At 51.5% G+C, this 15,051-nt stretch carries 12 protein-coding genes; 5 read left to right on the top strand and 7 right to left on the bottom strand.

The window, feature by feature from the left end:
* Positions 1-130 precede the first annotated feature (130 nt).
* The 4 genes from glnG to glnA all read right to left on the bottom strand — a co-directional run bounded on the left by glnG (position 131) and on the right by glnA (position 4,880).
* A complete protein-coding gene (glnG, locus tag MD588_RS20050) occupies positions 131-1,546 on the bottom strand; it encodes a nitrogen regulation protein NR(I) (protein WP_265699448.1) in 1,416 nt (471 codons plus the stop codon).
* A 49-nt stretch (positions 1,547-1,595) separates the two neighbouring features.
* Positions 1,596-2,645, bottom strand: a complete 1,050-nt coding sequence (gene glnL, locus MD588_RS20045; RefSeq protein ID WP_265699446.1) for a nitrogen regulation protein NR(II) — start codon at positions 2,643-2,645, stop codon at positions 1,596-1,598.
* Between the two features lie 123 nt (positions 2,646-2,768).
* Positions 2,769-3,341, bottom strand: coding sequence for a DUF4124 domain-containing protein (locus MD588_RS20040; RefSeq protein ID WP_265699445.1), 573 nt, complete (start codon positions 3,339-3,341; stop codon positions 2,769-2,771).
* A gap of 129 nt (positions 3,342-3,470) precedes the next feature.
* Positions 3,471-4,880, bottom strand: coding sequence for a glutamate--ammonia ligase (gene glnA / locus MD588_RS20035; RefSeq protein ID WP_265699444.1), 1,410 nt, complete (start codon positions 4,878-4,880; stop codon positions 3,471-3,473).
* A gap of 538 nt (positions 4,881-5,418) precedes the next feature.
* On the opposite strand from glnA, the gene typA reads away from it, so the two are divergent.
* The gene (gene typA, locus MD588_RS20030; protein ID WP_265699443.1) at positions 5,419-7,248 is read left to right on the top strand and encodes a translational GTPase TypA; all 1,830 of its coding nucleotides are present in this window, start codon (positions 5,419-5,421) and stop codon (positions 7,246-7,248) included.
* A 144-nt stretch (positions 7,249-7,392) separates the two neighbouring features.
* The gene (locus MD588_RS20025) at positions 7,393-7,923 is read left to right on the top strand and encodes an AAA family ATPase (RefSeq protein ID WP_265699442.1); all 531 of its coding nucleotides are present in this window, start codon (positions 7,393-7,395) and stop codon (positions 7,921-7,923) included.
* On the opposite strand, the gene MD588_RS20020 is transcribed toward MD588_RS20025, so the two are convergent.
* Entirely contained in the window at positions 7,920-8,564 is a 645-nt protein-coding gene (locus MD588_RS20020) for a DUF2959 domain-containing protein (protein ID WP_265699441.1), read from the bottom strand. The genes MD588_RS20025 and MD588_RS20020 overlap by 4 nt on opposite strands.
* 105 nt (positions 8,565-8,669) lie before the next feature.
* Here MD588_RS20020 and MD588_RS20015 point away from each other — a divergent pair, with 105 nt between their 5' ends.
* The 3 genes from MD588_RS20015 to MD588_RS20005 are packed head-to-tail and all read left to right on the top strand — an operon-like array spanning position 8,670 to position 11,007.
* Positions 8,670-9,611 carry a virulence factor BrkB family protein gene (locus MD588_RS20015; RefSeq protein WP_265699440.1) on the top strand — a complete coding sequence of 314 codons (942 nt, stop codon included), beginning with the start codon at positions 8,670-8,672 and terminating at the stop codon, positions 9,609-9,611.
* Entirely contained in the window at positions 9,608-10,045 is a 438-nt protein-coding gene (gene dtd, locus MD588_RS20010; RefSeq protein WP_265699439.1) for a D-aminoacyl-tRNA deacylase, read from the top strand. The genes MD588_RS20015 and dtd overlap by 4 nt, the downstream gene beginning before the upstream one ends.
* A 41-nt stretch (positions 10,046-10,086) precedes the next feature.
* Positions 10,087-11,007, top strand: a complete 921-nt coding sequence (locus MD588_RS20005; protein ID WP_265699438.1) for a bifunctional GNAT family N-acetyltransferase/hotdog fold thioesterase — start codon at positions 10,087-10,089, stop codon at positions 11,005-11,007.
* On the opposite strand, the gene MD588_RS20000 is transcribed toward MD588_RS20005, so the two are convergent.
* Positions 10,962-12,947, bottom strand: a complete 1,986-nt coding sequence (locus tag MD588_RS20000; RefSeq protein WP_265699436.1) for an AsmA family protein — start codon at positions 12,945-12,947, stop codon at positions 10,962-10,964. The genes MD588_RS20005 and MD588_RS20000 overlap by 46 nt on opposite strands.
* Positions 12,948-13,166: 219 nt before the next feature.
* A complete protein-coding gene (gene pckA / locus MD588_RS19995; RefSeq protein ID WP_265699435.1) occupies positions 13,167-14,798 on the bottom strand; it encodes a phosphoenolpyruvate carboxykinase (ATP) in 1,632 nt (543 codons plus the stop codon).
* Positions 14,799-15,051: the final 253 nt, after the last annotated feature.

Here is a 15,051-nt window from a genome sequence, read left to right as displayed (position 1 = left end):
GGAAATTGCATGAGTATGCAAATGTTGTTTTCGGGATTGTTACGCCTGCCCAAATTATTATCAGGCCCGCTGACGGGAGCAATCAAGCCCTTGGCTTGTATGCTCCCGTTAAAACGATTTATACAGGTTGTTAGTCGGCAGCGATATTAAGTTCTTTTAGCTTTCGGGTCAGCGTGTTACGCCCCCAACCCAGTAACCTTGCGGCCTCCTGCTTATGCCCGTGGGTATGTTCCAGCGCAGTTTCCAGCAAAATTTTCTCAAATTCTGGTAATGCCTCCCCCAGTAGGTTTTGATTGCCCTGCTGCAAGGTATCTCTCGCCCATTGTTCGAGGGCATGGTGCCAATGGCCGTAGCCATTGCCGGTTTCAGGCTTGCTGTCGCTAGTCAGTAACTCAGGTGGCAGATCCGACGGTAGTATTTCATTGCCGCTGGCCATGACAGTTAGCCAGCGACAGGTATTTTCCAACTGACGAACGTTACCCGGCCAGCCCAGCTCAGTGAGGGCTTCTTCTGTTGATGGGTGTAGAGTTTTGACCTCGACACCCAGCTCATCGGATGCTCGCTGGAGAAAGTGGCGGGTAAGCTGGGGAATATCCTGGCGTCGGTCTTTGAGAGCTGGCAAGTGAACCCGGATCACGTTGAGGCGGTGGAACAAGTCCTCCCTGAAGTCGCCATTGGTCACCAGTCGCTCTAAATCCTGATGGGTTGCGGCGATGATCCGAACATCGACATTGACCGGAGAGTGGCCGCCGACACGGTAGAATTGGCCGTCAGCCAATACTCGCAGTAATCGGGTCTGGATATCCAGTGGCATATCACCGATTTCATCAAGAAACAGGGTTCCGCCGTTAGCCTGCTCAAAGCGTCCCTGACGAACACTATTGGCACCGGTGAAGGCGCCTTTCTCATGGCCGAACAGTTCTGACTCGATCAGATCCTTGGGGATTGCCGCCATGTTAAGCGCGATGAACTCCTTGTGGCTGCGTGGGCTATGACGGTGCAGGGCGTGGGCGACCAGTTCTTTACCGGTGCCGGATTCACCATTAATGAGCACCGAAATGGAAGAGCGCGACAGGCGACCTATCGCCCGGAAGACCTCCTGCATGGCTGGCGCCTCCCCGATGATCTCCGGGGCGTTTTTCTCGGCCAGGTCTGGTTGTTGCTGGCGTTTTTGCTCTTGGCTATGGGTCACGGCCCGTTCTACCAGGTTGACCGCCTCGTCGATGTCGAACGGTTTGGGTAGGTACTCAAACGCGCCCTCCTGGTAAGCGTTGACTGCCGCATCCAAGTCGGAGTGGGCGGTCATGATAATGACCGGCAGCGAAGGGTAATCCTGCTGCAGCGACTTGAGCAGCGTCAGCCCGTCCATACCCGGCATTCGGATATCGGAGACCAACACATCAGGTACGCTACGCTCCAGTGCGTCAACTACGCTATCGGCGTTGGCAAAGGTTTCGCATGTTAATCCGGCCGCATTGAGGGTACGTTCCAGCACCCAGCGGATTGAACTGTCATCGTCGACAACCCAAATTAGTCCTTTGCTCATATCACGTCCTCTCTCATTTATCTTAATCGGGTGATGTGTCCGCGCTCGATTACTTTATCGGTAAATAGATGGTGAATTTGGTATGCCCTGGCCAACTGACTACTTCAATCTTGCCCTGGTGCTGGTCGACGAGATTCTGCGCGATGGATAAGCCCAACCCGGTGCCTCCCTCCCGGCCTGTCACCATGGGATAGAACAAGGTGTCTTGAATATCACCGGGGATCCCCGGTCCGTCGTCGATAATGTCGATTTTGGCGGCAATGCGGTAGCGCTTGCCATGGATCAGCGCCTGGTGGGCGGTACGGGTTTTCAGGGTAATATTGCCGCCACCATGCTGTTGTAGGGCCTGGGCGGCATTGCTAACAACATTGAGCATAGCCTGCTCCAGCTGTTCGGGATCCATGGTGAAGTCTGGCAGGCTCGGATCGTAGTCACGGTGAAGATGAATATGGTTGCCGCTGTCAATCGCGACTAGTTGGCGGACCTTCTCCAGCACCACATGAATATTATCCACCTGGCGCGATCCCGGGCGTTGCGGGCCGAGTAGCCGGTCGACGAGATTCCGTAGCCGATCTGCCTGTTCAATAATCATCTGGGTATATTCGGTATAGCTGGGATCCGGCAGTGTCTTCTCCAGTAGCTGGGCGGCACCTCTTAATCCGCCCAGCGGATTTTTGATTTCGTGGGCCAGTCCGCGCACCAATTCTCTGGCTGCCTGTTGTTGGGCGTGCTGGCTTAGCTCCTGGCTGATCCGCCGCTGCTGGTCGATAGGCTTGAGCTCTAGCAGGATCAGCAGCTCTTTCTGCCATGACAATGGGCTGGCATTGAGTTCCAGCGTATTGTGCCTGCCGTCGATGACAAAGGTAACATCGCTGTCTGCCAGCCCCTGGCCGCTCTGTAGGGTATCCTGGATCAAGCTGAGGTCGAGTGATGAATGTTGCAGTAAATCTGGAAAGCGGGTGTTATTGATACGGCGTTTGCTGAAGGACAGCAGTTGCTCCGCGGCCGGATTGACATAGCGGATCGTCAGCCCTTCATCGAGCAACACGATGGCTGTGACCAAATTGTCCAAAATCTGGGGTGTAAAAGAGGCAGTCACGATTATCATCCTTGTCTTGATCAGTTCAGTTTGGTGCAGTGAACTGATTGTGCACCATATTGGTGCAATCAAGTGTAACCTGTCTGCCCGGCGGCGTGAACGAAAAATCTCGTCGGTGGCATTTTACTTAGGGGTTACCGCTGGGGGCTTGCGTTGGAGTAGAGAAGCCCGATGCAGGTAGACAGTGATCATATCAGATGATGCAATAACCTTGCCGTATTTCAGTACCTGGGCTCGTAAGGTATGGCTGCCACGGTCAATATTGACCATGCGCCAGTTTAGCTGGGTTTGCGGGCGGCCATATGGCTTGCCATCCAGTAGCAGCTGTACCGTGTGGCCTTTGTCTAGCTTACGGTTGCTAACGGCGGAAACGCTGATGATCCCCTCATTGTCGCGGATAGTTTGCTGGTGGAGGGGCGACAATAGACGGATTGTTGCGGGGGGGAGGGCTGACTCGGCTTTGTCAGCCTCCATTACGTCAGGCTCCGCGGAGGAAATCGCCGTGGGGTGGCGGGTTTCGATGGAGGGGAGCGTGTTGAGCTCGACTGTGCTCGCCCCGGGTTTAGCCTGATCGGAAAAATGGATCACGCCGTTTTCATCTTCCCAGGTATAGATAGTGGTAGCCTGCAAGCCGGTGGCTGTGATCAGTCCGGCCAGCGTTATAGTGAAGAGCAGTGGCGAGGGGGCTTTTTTCATTATGTTTTCAGCTAGGAAGTGACTGATAGTTAAGCGATAGTTTTTCAGCTTCCGGCAAGACTACAAGATCAAAAAGGCCTGCTTGTGAAGCAGGCCTAAATCTTAACTATTGAGTAATGAGTTAATTACTTATACAGAATAGTAAAGGTCAAACTCAAGTGGGTGAGTTGTCATGTTGATTTTCTCAACATCCTGAGATTTCAGGTCGATATACGAGTCGATGAAGTCATCAGAGAATACACCGCCTGCTGTTAGGAACTCACGGTCTTCGTTAAGGCTCTGTAGTGCGCCCTGTAGAGATTCGGCAACTGTTGGGATTTCAGCGGCTTCTTCTGCTGGCAGATCGTACAGGTCCTTATCCATGGCTTCGCCTGGGTGGATCTTGTTCTGGATACCGTCAAGGCCAGCCATCAGCATGGCTGCGAATGCCAGATATGGGTTAGCGGCAGGGTCACCGAAGCGAACTTCGATACGACGTGCTTTCGGGCTCGGTACCACAGGGATACGGATCGACGCAGAGCGGTTACGCGCAGAGTAAGCCAGCATAACTGGTGCTTCAAAGCCTGGAACCAGACGTTTGTATGAGTTCGTTGCCGGGTTGGCAAAGGCATTGATTGCTCGTGCGTGCTTGATGATACCGCCGATGTAGTACAGTGCCATTTCAGACAGGCCGCCGTACTTGTCGCCGGCAAACAGGTTCTGACCGTCTTTTGCCAGTGATTGGTGAACGTGCATACCCGAACCGTTATCGCCAACTAGCGGCTTAGGCATGAAGGTAGCTGTTTTGCCAAATGCGTGGGCAACGTTGTGAACAACGTACTTGTAGATTTGGATCTCATCGGCTTTGGTGGTTAGGGTATTGAAACGGGTCGCGATCTCGTTCTGACCTGCAGTTGCCACTTCGTGGTGGTGTGCTTCAACAACCAGTCCCATCTCTTCCATGATCAAACACATAGCAGAACGGATGTCCTGCGATGAATCAACTGGTGCAACAGGGAAGTAACCGCCTTTAACACCAGGACGGTGACCTTTGTTACCGCCTTCGAACTCTGAACCTGTGTTCCAGGCTGCTTCTACGTCATCAATCTTGAAGAACGAGCCTGACATGTCAGTGCTGAACTTCACGTCGTCGAACAGGAAGAACTCTGGCTCAGGGCCAATAAGAACCGTGTCAGCGATACCAGTTGCACGCATGAACTCTTCAGCGCGCTTGGCGATAGAGCGTGGGTCACGGTCGTAACCTTGCATGGTGGCAGGTTCCAGGATGTCACAACGAACATTCAGGGTGGCGTCTTCTGTAAATGGGTCAAGTACCGCGCTTGCAGCGTCAGGCATCATTACCATGTCTGATTCGTTAATACCTTTCCAGCCAGCAACCGAAGAACCATCGAACATTTTGCCTTCTTCAAAGAAGTCAGCATCGATCTGGTGGGCTGGGATAGAGATGTGCTGCTCTTTACCTTTGGTGTCGGTAAAGCGTAGGTCAACAAACTTAACTTCGTTTTCCTGGATCAGCGCTAGTACGTTTTCTACTGACATCTTGAGTAACCTCCGGTGTTAGATTGGGCAACTGGCCGCAAAAATAGTGTTGAACATGGGTGTTGTTCAGCTAAAGAAATCTTTGCGAAAACTGTGCCAACTTTTTAAAGCCCTAAAATCGACCACTTATAGCGTTTTAGGGGCAGAGTAATCCTTTTTATGCACCATCGTGGTGAATGATTGCACCATAATGGTGCAGTTGGTGCTGGTTTCACAACTTTGGTGCGCTTCTACTATTAGCGGATGTAGGCATATTGTCAATCTGGTGATGCATTATTCCAGTTGCTGATGACGTGTCTCCAGTTCACTGAAATCGGAGTGCATAGCTTAAAATAGGTACTTTAGGACGCTGAAATGGGGTTTTCTGGCACGGGAAATAGCCCCGTGATATCTGACTTTGTGGGCTGAATAAAAAAAGCTGGTGATATAAATCACATATTTCGTGGGTTTTGGCGTAAAATCTGTTAGATTATGAGCCGTTTTTTTAACCAAGTAGCAACCCGATGGTCGCTGCATGTTCTGAGTGAATGTGAAATCCATGTCTAATCCACAGATCGATAAATTAAGAAATATCGCAATTATTGCTCACGTTGACCACGGTAAAACTACCCTGGTTGATAAACTGCTTCAGCAGTCTGGTACGTTAGAGTCGCGCGGTGAAGCTGAAGAGCGCGTAATGGATTCCAACGATATCGAAAAAGAGCGTGGTATCACCATTCTTGCTAAGAACACAGCGATTAACTGGAATGATTACCGCATCAACATCGTAGATACCCCAGGACACGCCGATTTCGGTGGTGAAGTTGAGCGTATCATGTCGATGGTTGACTCTGTACTGCTTATCGTTGATGCGGTTGACGGCCCAATGCCGCAAACGCGTTTCGTAACGCAGAAAGCGTTCGCACACGGCCTGAAGCCAATCGTTGTTATCAACAAGATTGACCGTCCTGGCGCACGCCCTGAGTGGGTAATGGATCAAGTATTCGATCTGTTCGATAACCTAGGTGCAACTGACGAACAGCTGGACTTCCAAGTAGTTTACGCATCTGCGCTAAACGGTTGGGCGACGCAAGAAGAAGGCGTGACTGGCGAAGATATGGAACCGTTGTTCCAGGCTATCGTAGAAAACGTTGAAGCGCCAAGTGTTGACGTTGACGGTGCACTGCAGATGCAGATCTCGCAGCTAGACTACAGCTCTTACGTAGGTGTAATTGGTGTTGCGCGTGTAACGCGTGGTTCTGTCGCGCCAAACCAGCAGGTAACCATTGTTGGTGCTGACGGTAAGAAGCGTAATGGTAAAGTTGGTACGGTTCTTGGCTACCTAGGCCTAGAGCGTCACGAAGTCGAAAAAGCGACGGCGGGCGACATCATTGCAATCACCGGTCTTGGCGAGCTGAAAATCTCTGACACTATCTGTGATGTTAACGAAGTAGAAGCGCTGCCTGCGCTATCTGTTGACGAACCAACAGTAACTATGACCTTCCAGGTGAACACTTCTCCGTTTGCAGGTAAAGAAGGTAAGTTCGTTACTTCACGTAACATCCTTGAGCGTCTTCAGAAAGAGCTGGTACACAACGTTGCTCTACGTGTTGAAGAAACTGAAGACCCGGATAAGTTCCGCGTATCTGGCCGTGGTGAGCTTCACCTGTCTATCCTGATTGAAAACATGCGCCGTGAAGGCTTCGAGCTTGCAGTATCGCGCCCAGAAGTAATCATCAAAGAAGAAGATGGTCAGCTGATGGAACCGTTCGAAACTGTAACGATCGACGTTATGGAAGAGCACCAGGGCGGTATCATGGAAAACATCGGTCTGCGTAAAGGCGAACTGACTGATATGGCACCAGATGGCAAAGGCCGTGTTCGCATGGACTTCATGATGCCTTCTCGTGGCCTGATCGGCTTCCAGACAGAGTTCATGACCCTGACTTCAGGTTCTGGCCTGCTTTACCATACGTTTGACCACTACGGTCCGCACAAAGGCGGTGAGATCGGCCAGCGTAACAACGGTGTGCTAATCTCGAACGCAACAGGTAAGGCACTGACGTACGCACTGTTCAACCTGCAGGAGCGTGGTCGTCTGTTTGCTGAGCACGCTGACGAAGTATACGAAGGTCAGATCATCGGTATTCACAACCGTTCAAACGACCTGACGGTTAACTGTCTGAAAGGTAAGCAGCTAACTAACGTTCGTGCATCGGGTACTGATGAAGCGCAGGTTCTTTCTCCTGCAATCAAGTACACGCTAGAGCAGGCGCTAGAGTTCATCGATGATGACGAACTAGTAGAAGTAACGCCAGAAAGCATCCGTATCCGTAAGAAACTACTTACTGAGAACGATCGTAAACGTGCAAGCCGTACAGCAAAATAATTGCTAGCTAATTGCCGTTAATCAGTCCCCCCATCGGTGCTACCATGGGGGGATTGTTGTATCTGGCGTTTGCCATTTACGCTTTTATACCAACCGGTTAATTACCTTTTTGGTATTACCCTACAATTTATAAAGAATAACTACATGCAACCTATTATTATTACTGGCGGTCCGGGAGCCGGGAAAACCACGTTGCTTAATGCCATGGGGAAAAAAGGCTATCTTGTCTTTCCCGAGGTGTCCCGCACCCTGATCCAGCAACAGTCCCTGTTGGCAGGCGGTATCTTGCCTTGGACAGATCTCCCGGGCTTTGCAGAGCTGTGTCTGACGATGATGAATGAGCAGCGTTGCCAGGCCGGCAAGGGGACTATACCGGCTTTTGTCGATCGCGCGATTGGCGATATCTGTGCCTACCTGACGATTGGTGGTGAGTCGGTGCCCGAGCATTACCTCGAGGCAGCATCAGGCTATCATCCGACGGCCTTTTTCTGTGCCCCTAAACGCGATATTTATGTTCAGGATGCTGAACGCCCCCATAGCTTCACCGAAGCCGAACAAATCCACCAACAGCTGGTTGCGACCTATCAGGGGCTGGGCTATCGCGTGGCAGAGGTGCCGTGGGGTAGCGTGGAAGAGCGGGCCAGCTGGATACTGACCCGGCTAAAGCAGGGTTAGGCTTTATTATTGAGTGTAGAGAGAAAGCGCTCCGATTCGGCAATTGCAGCCTGCATGTCGGCGATTGCACGCTGAATATCACGTTGTAATGTGTTGAACTCCCCCTGTAGCGAGCCAATAGCGGCGGCATTGAGGTTATGTTTCAGGTACAGGGTATTGTCACGCAGTGTGTTGAGTACCGGGGTCATTTTTTGCTCCGCTCTGTGCATGGCACTGAGCATCCGGCGGTAGGAGGCTTTGGTGTTATTGAGCTTTTGTTCGCTCTGACGCTTGAGCTTGTTACTGGTATACAGGGAAAGTTCGTTCTGCCATTCGTCAAATAGGGCGTCGGCGACATCTTCGATAGCGGCAATACGGCTGTTGACTTTCTCTGCCGCCTCGGAACTGGCTTCATACTGATCGTTAATGTTGTTATATGCCGCCTCCAGTTCTCCGCCGTCGAACTGGTTCAGTGCTTTGAGTGCTTCTAAGGCACTGCTGAACTGCTGCTGGGCGTCTTGCTGTGCTTCAGTCGCCTCTTCAACCCGATCGACCATGATTTCACGTTTGTGAACGCCGACGGTTTCCATGGCAGAATAATAGGCGCTCTGGCAGCCAGAAAGTAGGGTGAGGCTGAGCATAGCAATTAGCAGGTAAGGCATAACAGGCTCCTGGTTGGATTCAATGTTGTATGGGGCGGTTTTGTTGTCATCTTCCTTTGAAACAACTATTTTGACTATAAAAACAGATAAATAAAACACAAGAATATGGCTGAGAAAAAGATAACGGGCAAGCATCAATGGCGACAATCCTTTTTCACTGGGATTGCGTTTGTTAAGTACCTTCAGCGGCGTATCAGCCATGACCGCCTAACAGTAACGGCGGGATCGATGGCATATGTCACATTGCTATCACTGGTGCCCTTGCTGACTGTGGTGCTGTCAGCGTTATCGGCGTTTCCGGTGTTTGCCGGGCTTGGCGAACTGTTGCAAAACTTTGTGATTGAGAACTTTGTGCCGGCGGCAGGCGAGGTCGTCAAGCAGTATCTCAATGAGTTTGTTGCCAATGCCGGCAGGATGACTGCTGTCGGGGTCGCGGCACTGTTTGTGGTGGCGTTGATGCTGATTTCGTCTATTGATAAATCCCTAAACTATATTTTTCGTGCCCATGCAAAACGCCGTGTGGTGATCTCGTTTTCGATTTACTGGATGGTACTGACCCTAGGCCCGGTGCTGGTGGGGTCCAGTATTGCAGTCAGTTCATACCTCGGCTCGCTGAACCTGCTCGATAGTGAGGCGGTTCATGGTCTGTTTCAGCAAACTTTGCGCGGGCTGCCGGTGATTATGTCAAGCAGTGCCTTTCTGGGGTTGTATTTGCTGGTACCGAATATCAAGGTACGTCTTCACCATGCCCTGACGGGGGCCATTATTGCCAGTATATTGTTTGAGCTGAGCAAAAAAGGGTTTGCTCTGTATATCACCAATTTTCCTTCATACCAGGTGATTTACGGCGCGCTGGCGGTGATCCCGATCCTGTTTGTCTGGGTCTATTTGTGTTGGTGCATTGTCTTGTTGGGCGCAGAAATTACCGCCAGTTTGAGAGAACGTGTACACTGGCAGCCTGAGAAGCCAGATGCAGAAGAAGCGATTGGCCAATCCAAAGAACAAGCCCAAGGTACAAATCGAGAATTGAAGGAACGGAAAGAATGATTGCTCTTATTCAACGTGTAAGCGAAGCCAGTGTCACCGTAGAAGGTCAGGTGACCGGGACAATTGGCAAAGGCTTGCTGGTACTGCTTGGCGTCGAAAAGGGCGATGACGAAGCAAAGGCGCAACGCTTGCGCGATAAGGTACTTGGCTATCGTGTATTTGAAGATGACGCCGGCAAAATGAACCTGAATGTTCAGCAGGCAGGTGGTAGCGTGTTGGTGGTATCCCAGTTCACTCTGGCGGCGGATACCAAAAGCGGTATGCGCCCGAGTTTTTCTGCCGGTGCTGCGCCCGCCGATGCGGAACGTATGTATGATTATTTTGTCGAAAGTTGTAGGGCCAAAGAGATCAAGACCGAAACCGGTATTTTTGCTGCCGATATGAAGGTTGCCTTGCTCAATGATGGTCCGGTGACTTTCTGGCTACAGGTTTAGGCGCGAAGAATAACCGCCGAGGAATGTTGGAGAAGGATTTCATGTTTCGACTGATCACCCCGCAAACAGACGAAGAACTGGCAAAATACTATGACTTTCGCTGGCGAATGCTGCGGGAACCTTGGCATATGCCGATGGGCTCTGAACGAGATGCCTACGATGAACTGAGCTGCCACCGGATGATCATGAGCGATAGCGGGGAAACCATCGCCATCGGCCGGTTGTATATGACCCCGGATAACGATGGTCAGATCCGTTTTATGGCGGTGCATCCGGAGTACCGTCATAAAGGAATGGGGGCGCTGGTGCTGATGGCGCTGGAGTCACTGGCGCGTCAGGAAGGCGCCAAGCGCCTGGTCTGTAATGCCCGTGAAGATGCGATCCCTTTTTACCTGCGCAATGACTTTGCCAGCCAGGGCGAGCTGAGCGAAGAGCGTGGCCCGGTACGGCACCAGCAAATGCTGAAACATCTGGACCCACTGACCGAAGTGGTTCGCCACCCGGACTGGTGCCAGGATCTGCAGGAGCTGTGGCAGTACCAGATCCCGATCAGTGAAAAAATGGGAGTCCGGATCAGCCAGTATACCGGTTATCGCTTCGAGGTCAGTGCCCTGATCAATGCCAACCTTAATCCTAGCGAGAGTATGTTTGCCGGTAGTATCTTTACTATGGCGACGCTGGCTGGCTGGGGCTTTGTCTGGATGCTACTGAAAGAGCGTAAGCTAGAGGCGGATATTGTGTTGGCGGATAGTCATATCCGCTATGTTGCGCCGGTGAAAGAGCGCCCGCGAGCGGTTGCTTCGGTAGAAAGGCTCAGTGGTGATCTGGATCGCCTTGCCAGTGGACGCAAAGGCCGAGTGGTGGTTGAAGTGAGTGTATATAGTGGTGAGCAACTGGCTTCAACCTTTACAGGAACCTATATGCTGCTTCCGTCGCAGGATGACAGCGAAATCTGTTGTTGATTGCCGCTCCAATACCGGTTGAGCTGTTGGCAGCCCTGCCTAGCCTTCAGCTGAATGGTTTGCCTGTCTGGCCTGGCCAAGTCCCACAGCCCTTGCAACGTCGCGCTAAAATCATCACCGCTTAACGAGATGGGCTGAATCGTTATCCGACCACGATCGGCACTGATGTGCAGCGGCGAGGCGGTTATTGGGCTATGAGATCCCGAGTGGTGACCGGTATGCTCGGTAGCCAAGCTTAATCCGCTTTCTTGACTCCATTGTTGCCAGAGTTGGGTCGTTGTGATCTTGTCTAGCTGTAGCTGGCGGAACCCTGCGGTTAATTCCCCTTCGAGGCTGTAGGCCAAGTTCGTTGAGTGTTGGGCCAGCCCTTGTGCTGACAGGGCAATATCCATCACCCCGCTGACTGGCAGAGGAAGTTGCAGCCATTGGCGGAGCACTGGGGTCGGGATACTGTCAGCCGCCACCTCAACTTGCCATGGCTGTCCGTCGCGGTTGAGTGCTATCGCCCCTTCGGCTTCCAGCAATCCGTTACGAAAAGGAATGATCAATTGGCTTAACTGCCACTGGCCGGCTTGGCTTTGCATCGCGACAAAGGGCTCTACCATAGTGATACTGTTGACACTGGCAAAGCCGGCGCTGGCAGTCAGTTCCCCCTGCCATAATCCGATGCGCCCGCGGCGTTTCAGGACCAAGTCTTGCCCGCTGGCATTGATCCCCGACAGTTGAAATGGCCGCTCGGGATGTGAGTCGGTGAGCTGGGCATAACTGATATCCAGTTTGGTCAGGCTGATATCGTTGAAATAACGGCTCGCAGCCTGCAGTTGGGCCGGCCACTGTTCGGGGATAAACCACTTGATGCCATTGATGGTGAGTTGGTTGAGTGCCAGCATATCGGGTGTGAATGCGCCGTCGGCCTGAACATACCCTTCTAGCACCTTGGCCGAGGCACCTTCTATGGTGATTTGTTGCGGCGAAAAGTCGATCTCAACCAGTGGCTCGTCAAAGACAGTTTCCTGCCAACGGACATTATCGGCATTGAGCGACAGGTGAGCCTGTTGCTGCTGCCAGTGATCGGATGGCCAAGTCCAGTTTTGCAGTGACAGGCTGGCATTATTAATACTGTAGTCTGGTAGTTCAATACTGCTGTCGAGTATATCCAGGCGCCGAATATCTATATTGACTGCTGGCTGGGTTAGCTGGCTGAAGCGCTCCTGTAGCAGGTTGAATAGGGAGGCGTCTTGCAGTTGCAACCCGGAAAGGGTCAGTTGGTGCAGCCGTAATGCCTTCGCTGTTGCTGGGGCGTTCAGGTACTCGGCCTGGCCATTGAAGTTGGCGTGTTGCCAGTTAAATGAAAAACCATACAGTTTCCAGTGTTGGGCATAGTGGTCCCCGTCTAGCAGGACATTGTTTAGGGTGGCCTGCTGCCAGCGGGCTTGCTCGGCGGCAAGCTGAAAGTCTCCGGAAAACTCCCCCCATGACGCAGGTTGGCTGCGCCAGTTGTCGAACTGGAGCTGGCTGTTGCGCAGGTCTAGCTCGGGACTCAGCAGGGTGAACCGGGTCAGTGCCAGGCGGTTGGTGCTAACGGCTGGCAAAGTCGGCAAAGGCGTGGCGGGGCTCAGGCTAAGTCCGTCAACTAAGATGGTATCAAAATGCCAGCCAGGCTGAAGCAACTTGGTTGGTGTTAACCAGACCTCCAGTTGCTCGGCCTTGAGCAAGGTCTGTTGTTCAAGGCTGATGTGGGGCTGCTCCAGCGTCAGGCGCCACGGTTCGGTGATGCTATAGCTGATGTGCGGGGTGCTGAGTGAGTATGGGCTGAAACGGTCAACTACGTGAGTCAGAATGGAAGTCGCGTATTGGGTATGAAGAAGGGTGATCAATATCGTCAGGCTTAGCGCGAGCAATACTAATAAGGTTGCGATGAGTTTTCCGGCCAGACGCATTGATACCTCCTGTCGATATTATACCAAATTGAATCATGATCTCGCTGATAGGACAGATCATTATTCAGTTTGGTATTAGATTCAGGTTGACTGAAAAACCACCTGGCTGCAAGGGGAGTATTCTTTTTATAACAGAACCTTGCGTGATGTCGCTTTGGTGTATAGAAAAAAGAAGCCCCTCCGGAGAGGGGCTCGATATCTGATGTAGGGTATTGCGGTTTAGTCCAGCTGAGGACCAGCAGCTACCAGTGCCGCACCTTCGCTTGTATCTGTGTACTTGTCGAAGTTATTGATGAAGCGTTCGGCCAGATCTTTCGCCTTGCTTTCCCACTGCAGCGGGTCGACGTAGGTATCGCGAGGGTCAAGGATCGCAGGATCAACGCCTGGTAGGGCTGTTGGTACTTCGAGGTTGAAGATAGGCACATTCTTGCACTCGGCTTTGTCGATGGATCCGTCTAGGATTGCATCGATAATTCCGCGCGTATCCTGGATAGAGATACGTTTACCTGTACCGTTCCAGCCGGTGTTAACCAGGTAGGCTTCGGCACCGGCAGCTTCCATACGCTTGACCAGTACTTCAGCGTATTGCGTTGGGTGCAGGGTAAGGAAGGCGTTACCGAAACATGCCGAGAACGTAGGAGTCGGCTCGGTGATGCCGCGCTCAGTACCGGCTAGCTTGGCAGTAAAGCCTGATAGGAAGTGGTACTTGGTTTGCTCTGGCGTTAGTTTGGAAACTGGAGGCAGAACACCGAAGGCGTCAGCCGACAGGAAGATCACCTTGTTGGCATGGCCACCTTTCGATACAGGCTTAACAATATTCTCGATGTGGTAGATAGGGTAAGAAACACGGGTGTTCTCGGTTTTCGAGTTGTCGTCGAAATCGATAGCACCATCGGCACGTACGGTGACGTTTTCTAGCAATGCATCGCGGCGGATAGCGTTGTAGATATCTGGTTCGGCTTCTTTAGACAGGTTGATAGTCTTGGCGTAGCAGCCGCCTTCGAAGTTGAATACTCCGTTGTCATCCCAGCCGTGCTCGTCATCACCAATCAGGGCGCGTTTAGGATCGGTAGACAGGGTTGTTTTTCCCGTACCAGATAGGCCGAAGAAGACCGCAACATCGCCATCTTCACCCATGTTGGCAGAACAGTGCATTGATGCAATGCCCTGTAGAGGAAGGAAGTAGTTCATCATCGCGAACATACCTTTCTTCATCTCACCGCCGTACCATGTGCCACCAATGAGCTGCATTTTCTCTGTCAGGTTGAAAACGGTGAAGTTCTCGGAGTTCATGCCGTGCTCTTCCCATTTCTGGTTAGTGCACTTCGCACCGTTCATAACCACAAAGTCAGGCTCGAAGGTTTCCAGCTCCTCTTCGGTAGGACGGATAAACATGTTCTTCACGAAATGTGCCTGCCAGGCGACTTCAGTGATCACACGAATGCATAGTCGAGTATCAGGGTTTGCACCACAGTAACCATCAATTACAAACAGACGCTTGCCTGATAGTTGCTCTGTAACCAGTTCTTTCAGATCGTTCCACGCTTCTTGACCAATGGATTTATTGTCGTTCTTGCCTTGGTCGGCCCACCATAGGGTATCTTTGGTGGTGTCATCTTTAACAATGAACTTATCTTTCGGCGAACGACCGGTGAAAATACCGGTATCAACAGAGACGGCGCCCAGCTCTGTTACGACACCTCTCTCATATCCTTCCAACTCAGGCTTGGTTTCTTCATCAAACAATACTTCGTACGAGGGATTGCGAACAATCTCTGTAACATTTGTGATACCGTATTTAGACAGATCCATACTTTTTGCAACCTTTTTATCGACGTTTATGACGGTCATAGGTGCTCCTTGGGTAAGATGTTGTTTAACTGTTGACCATGCTAGCAACCCTAAAGGGGTAATTCAGGGAGGTTTATCAAAAAATAACCATTAAAAAGTTAAGGTTAGGTAAAATTCTTAACGTTATTGTAGGTGCTGATTTTACAGTGATGTGACGCGTTTGCGCTAGATCCCAGATTTAATATTTCTCTTGAAAAAAGCGAGGGTTAGAGCGTTATTGGGTTTCAGGAAGGAGGGGAAAAGTGTGCTTCAG

Origin of the sequence: Photobacterium obscurum (genome assembly GCF_026191635.1) — a bacterium.
Classification (GTDB): domain Bacteria; phylum Pseudomonadota; class Gammaproteobacteria; order Enterobacterales; family Vibrionaceae; genus Photobacterium; species Photobacterium obscurum.
The sequence above is the reverse complement of the archived record's forward strand: the minus strand, read 5'-3'. Positions and strand labels throughout refer to the sequence as shown.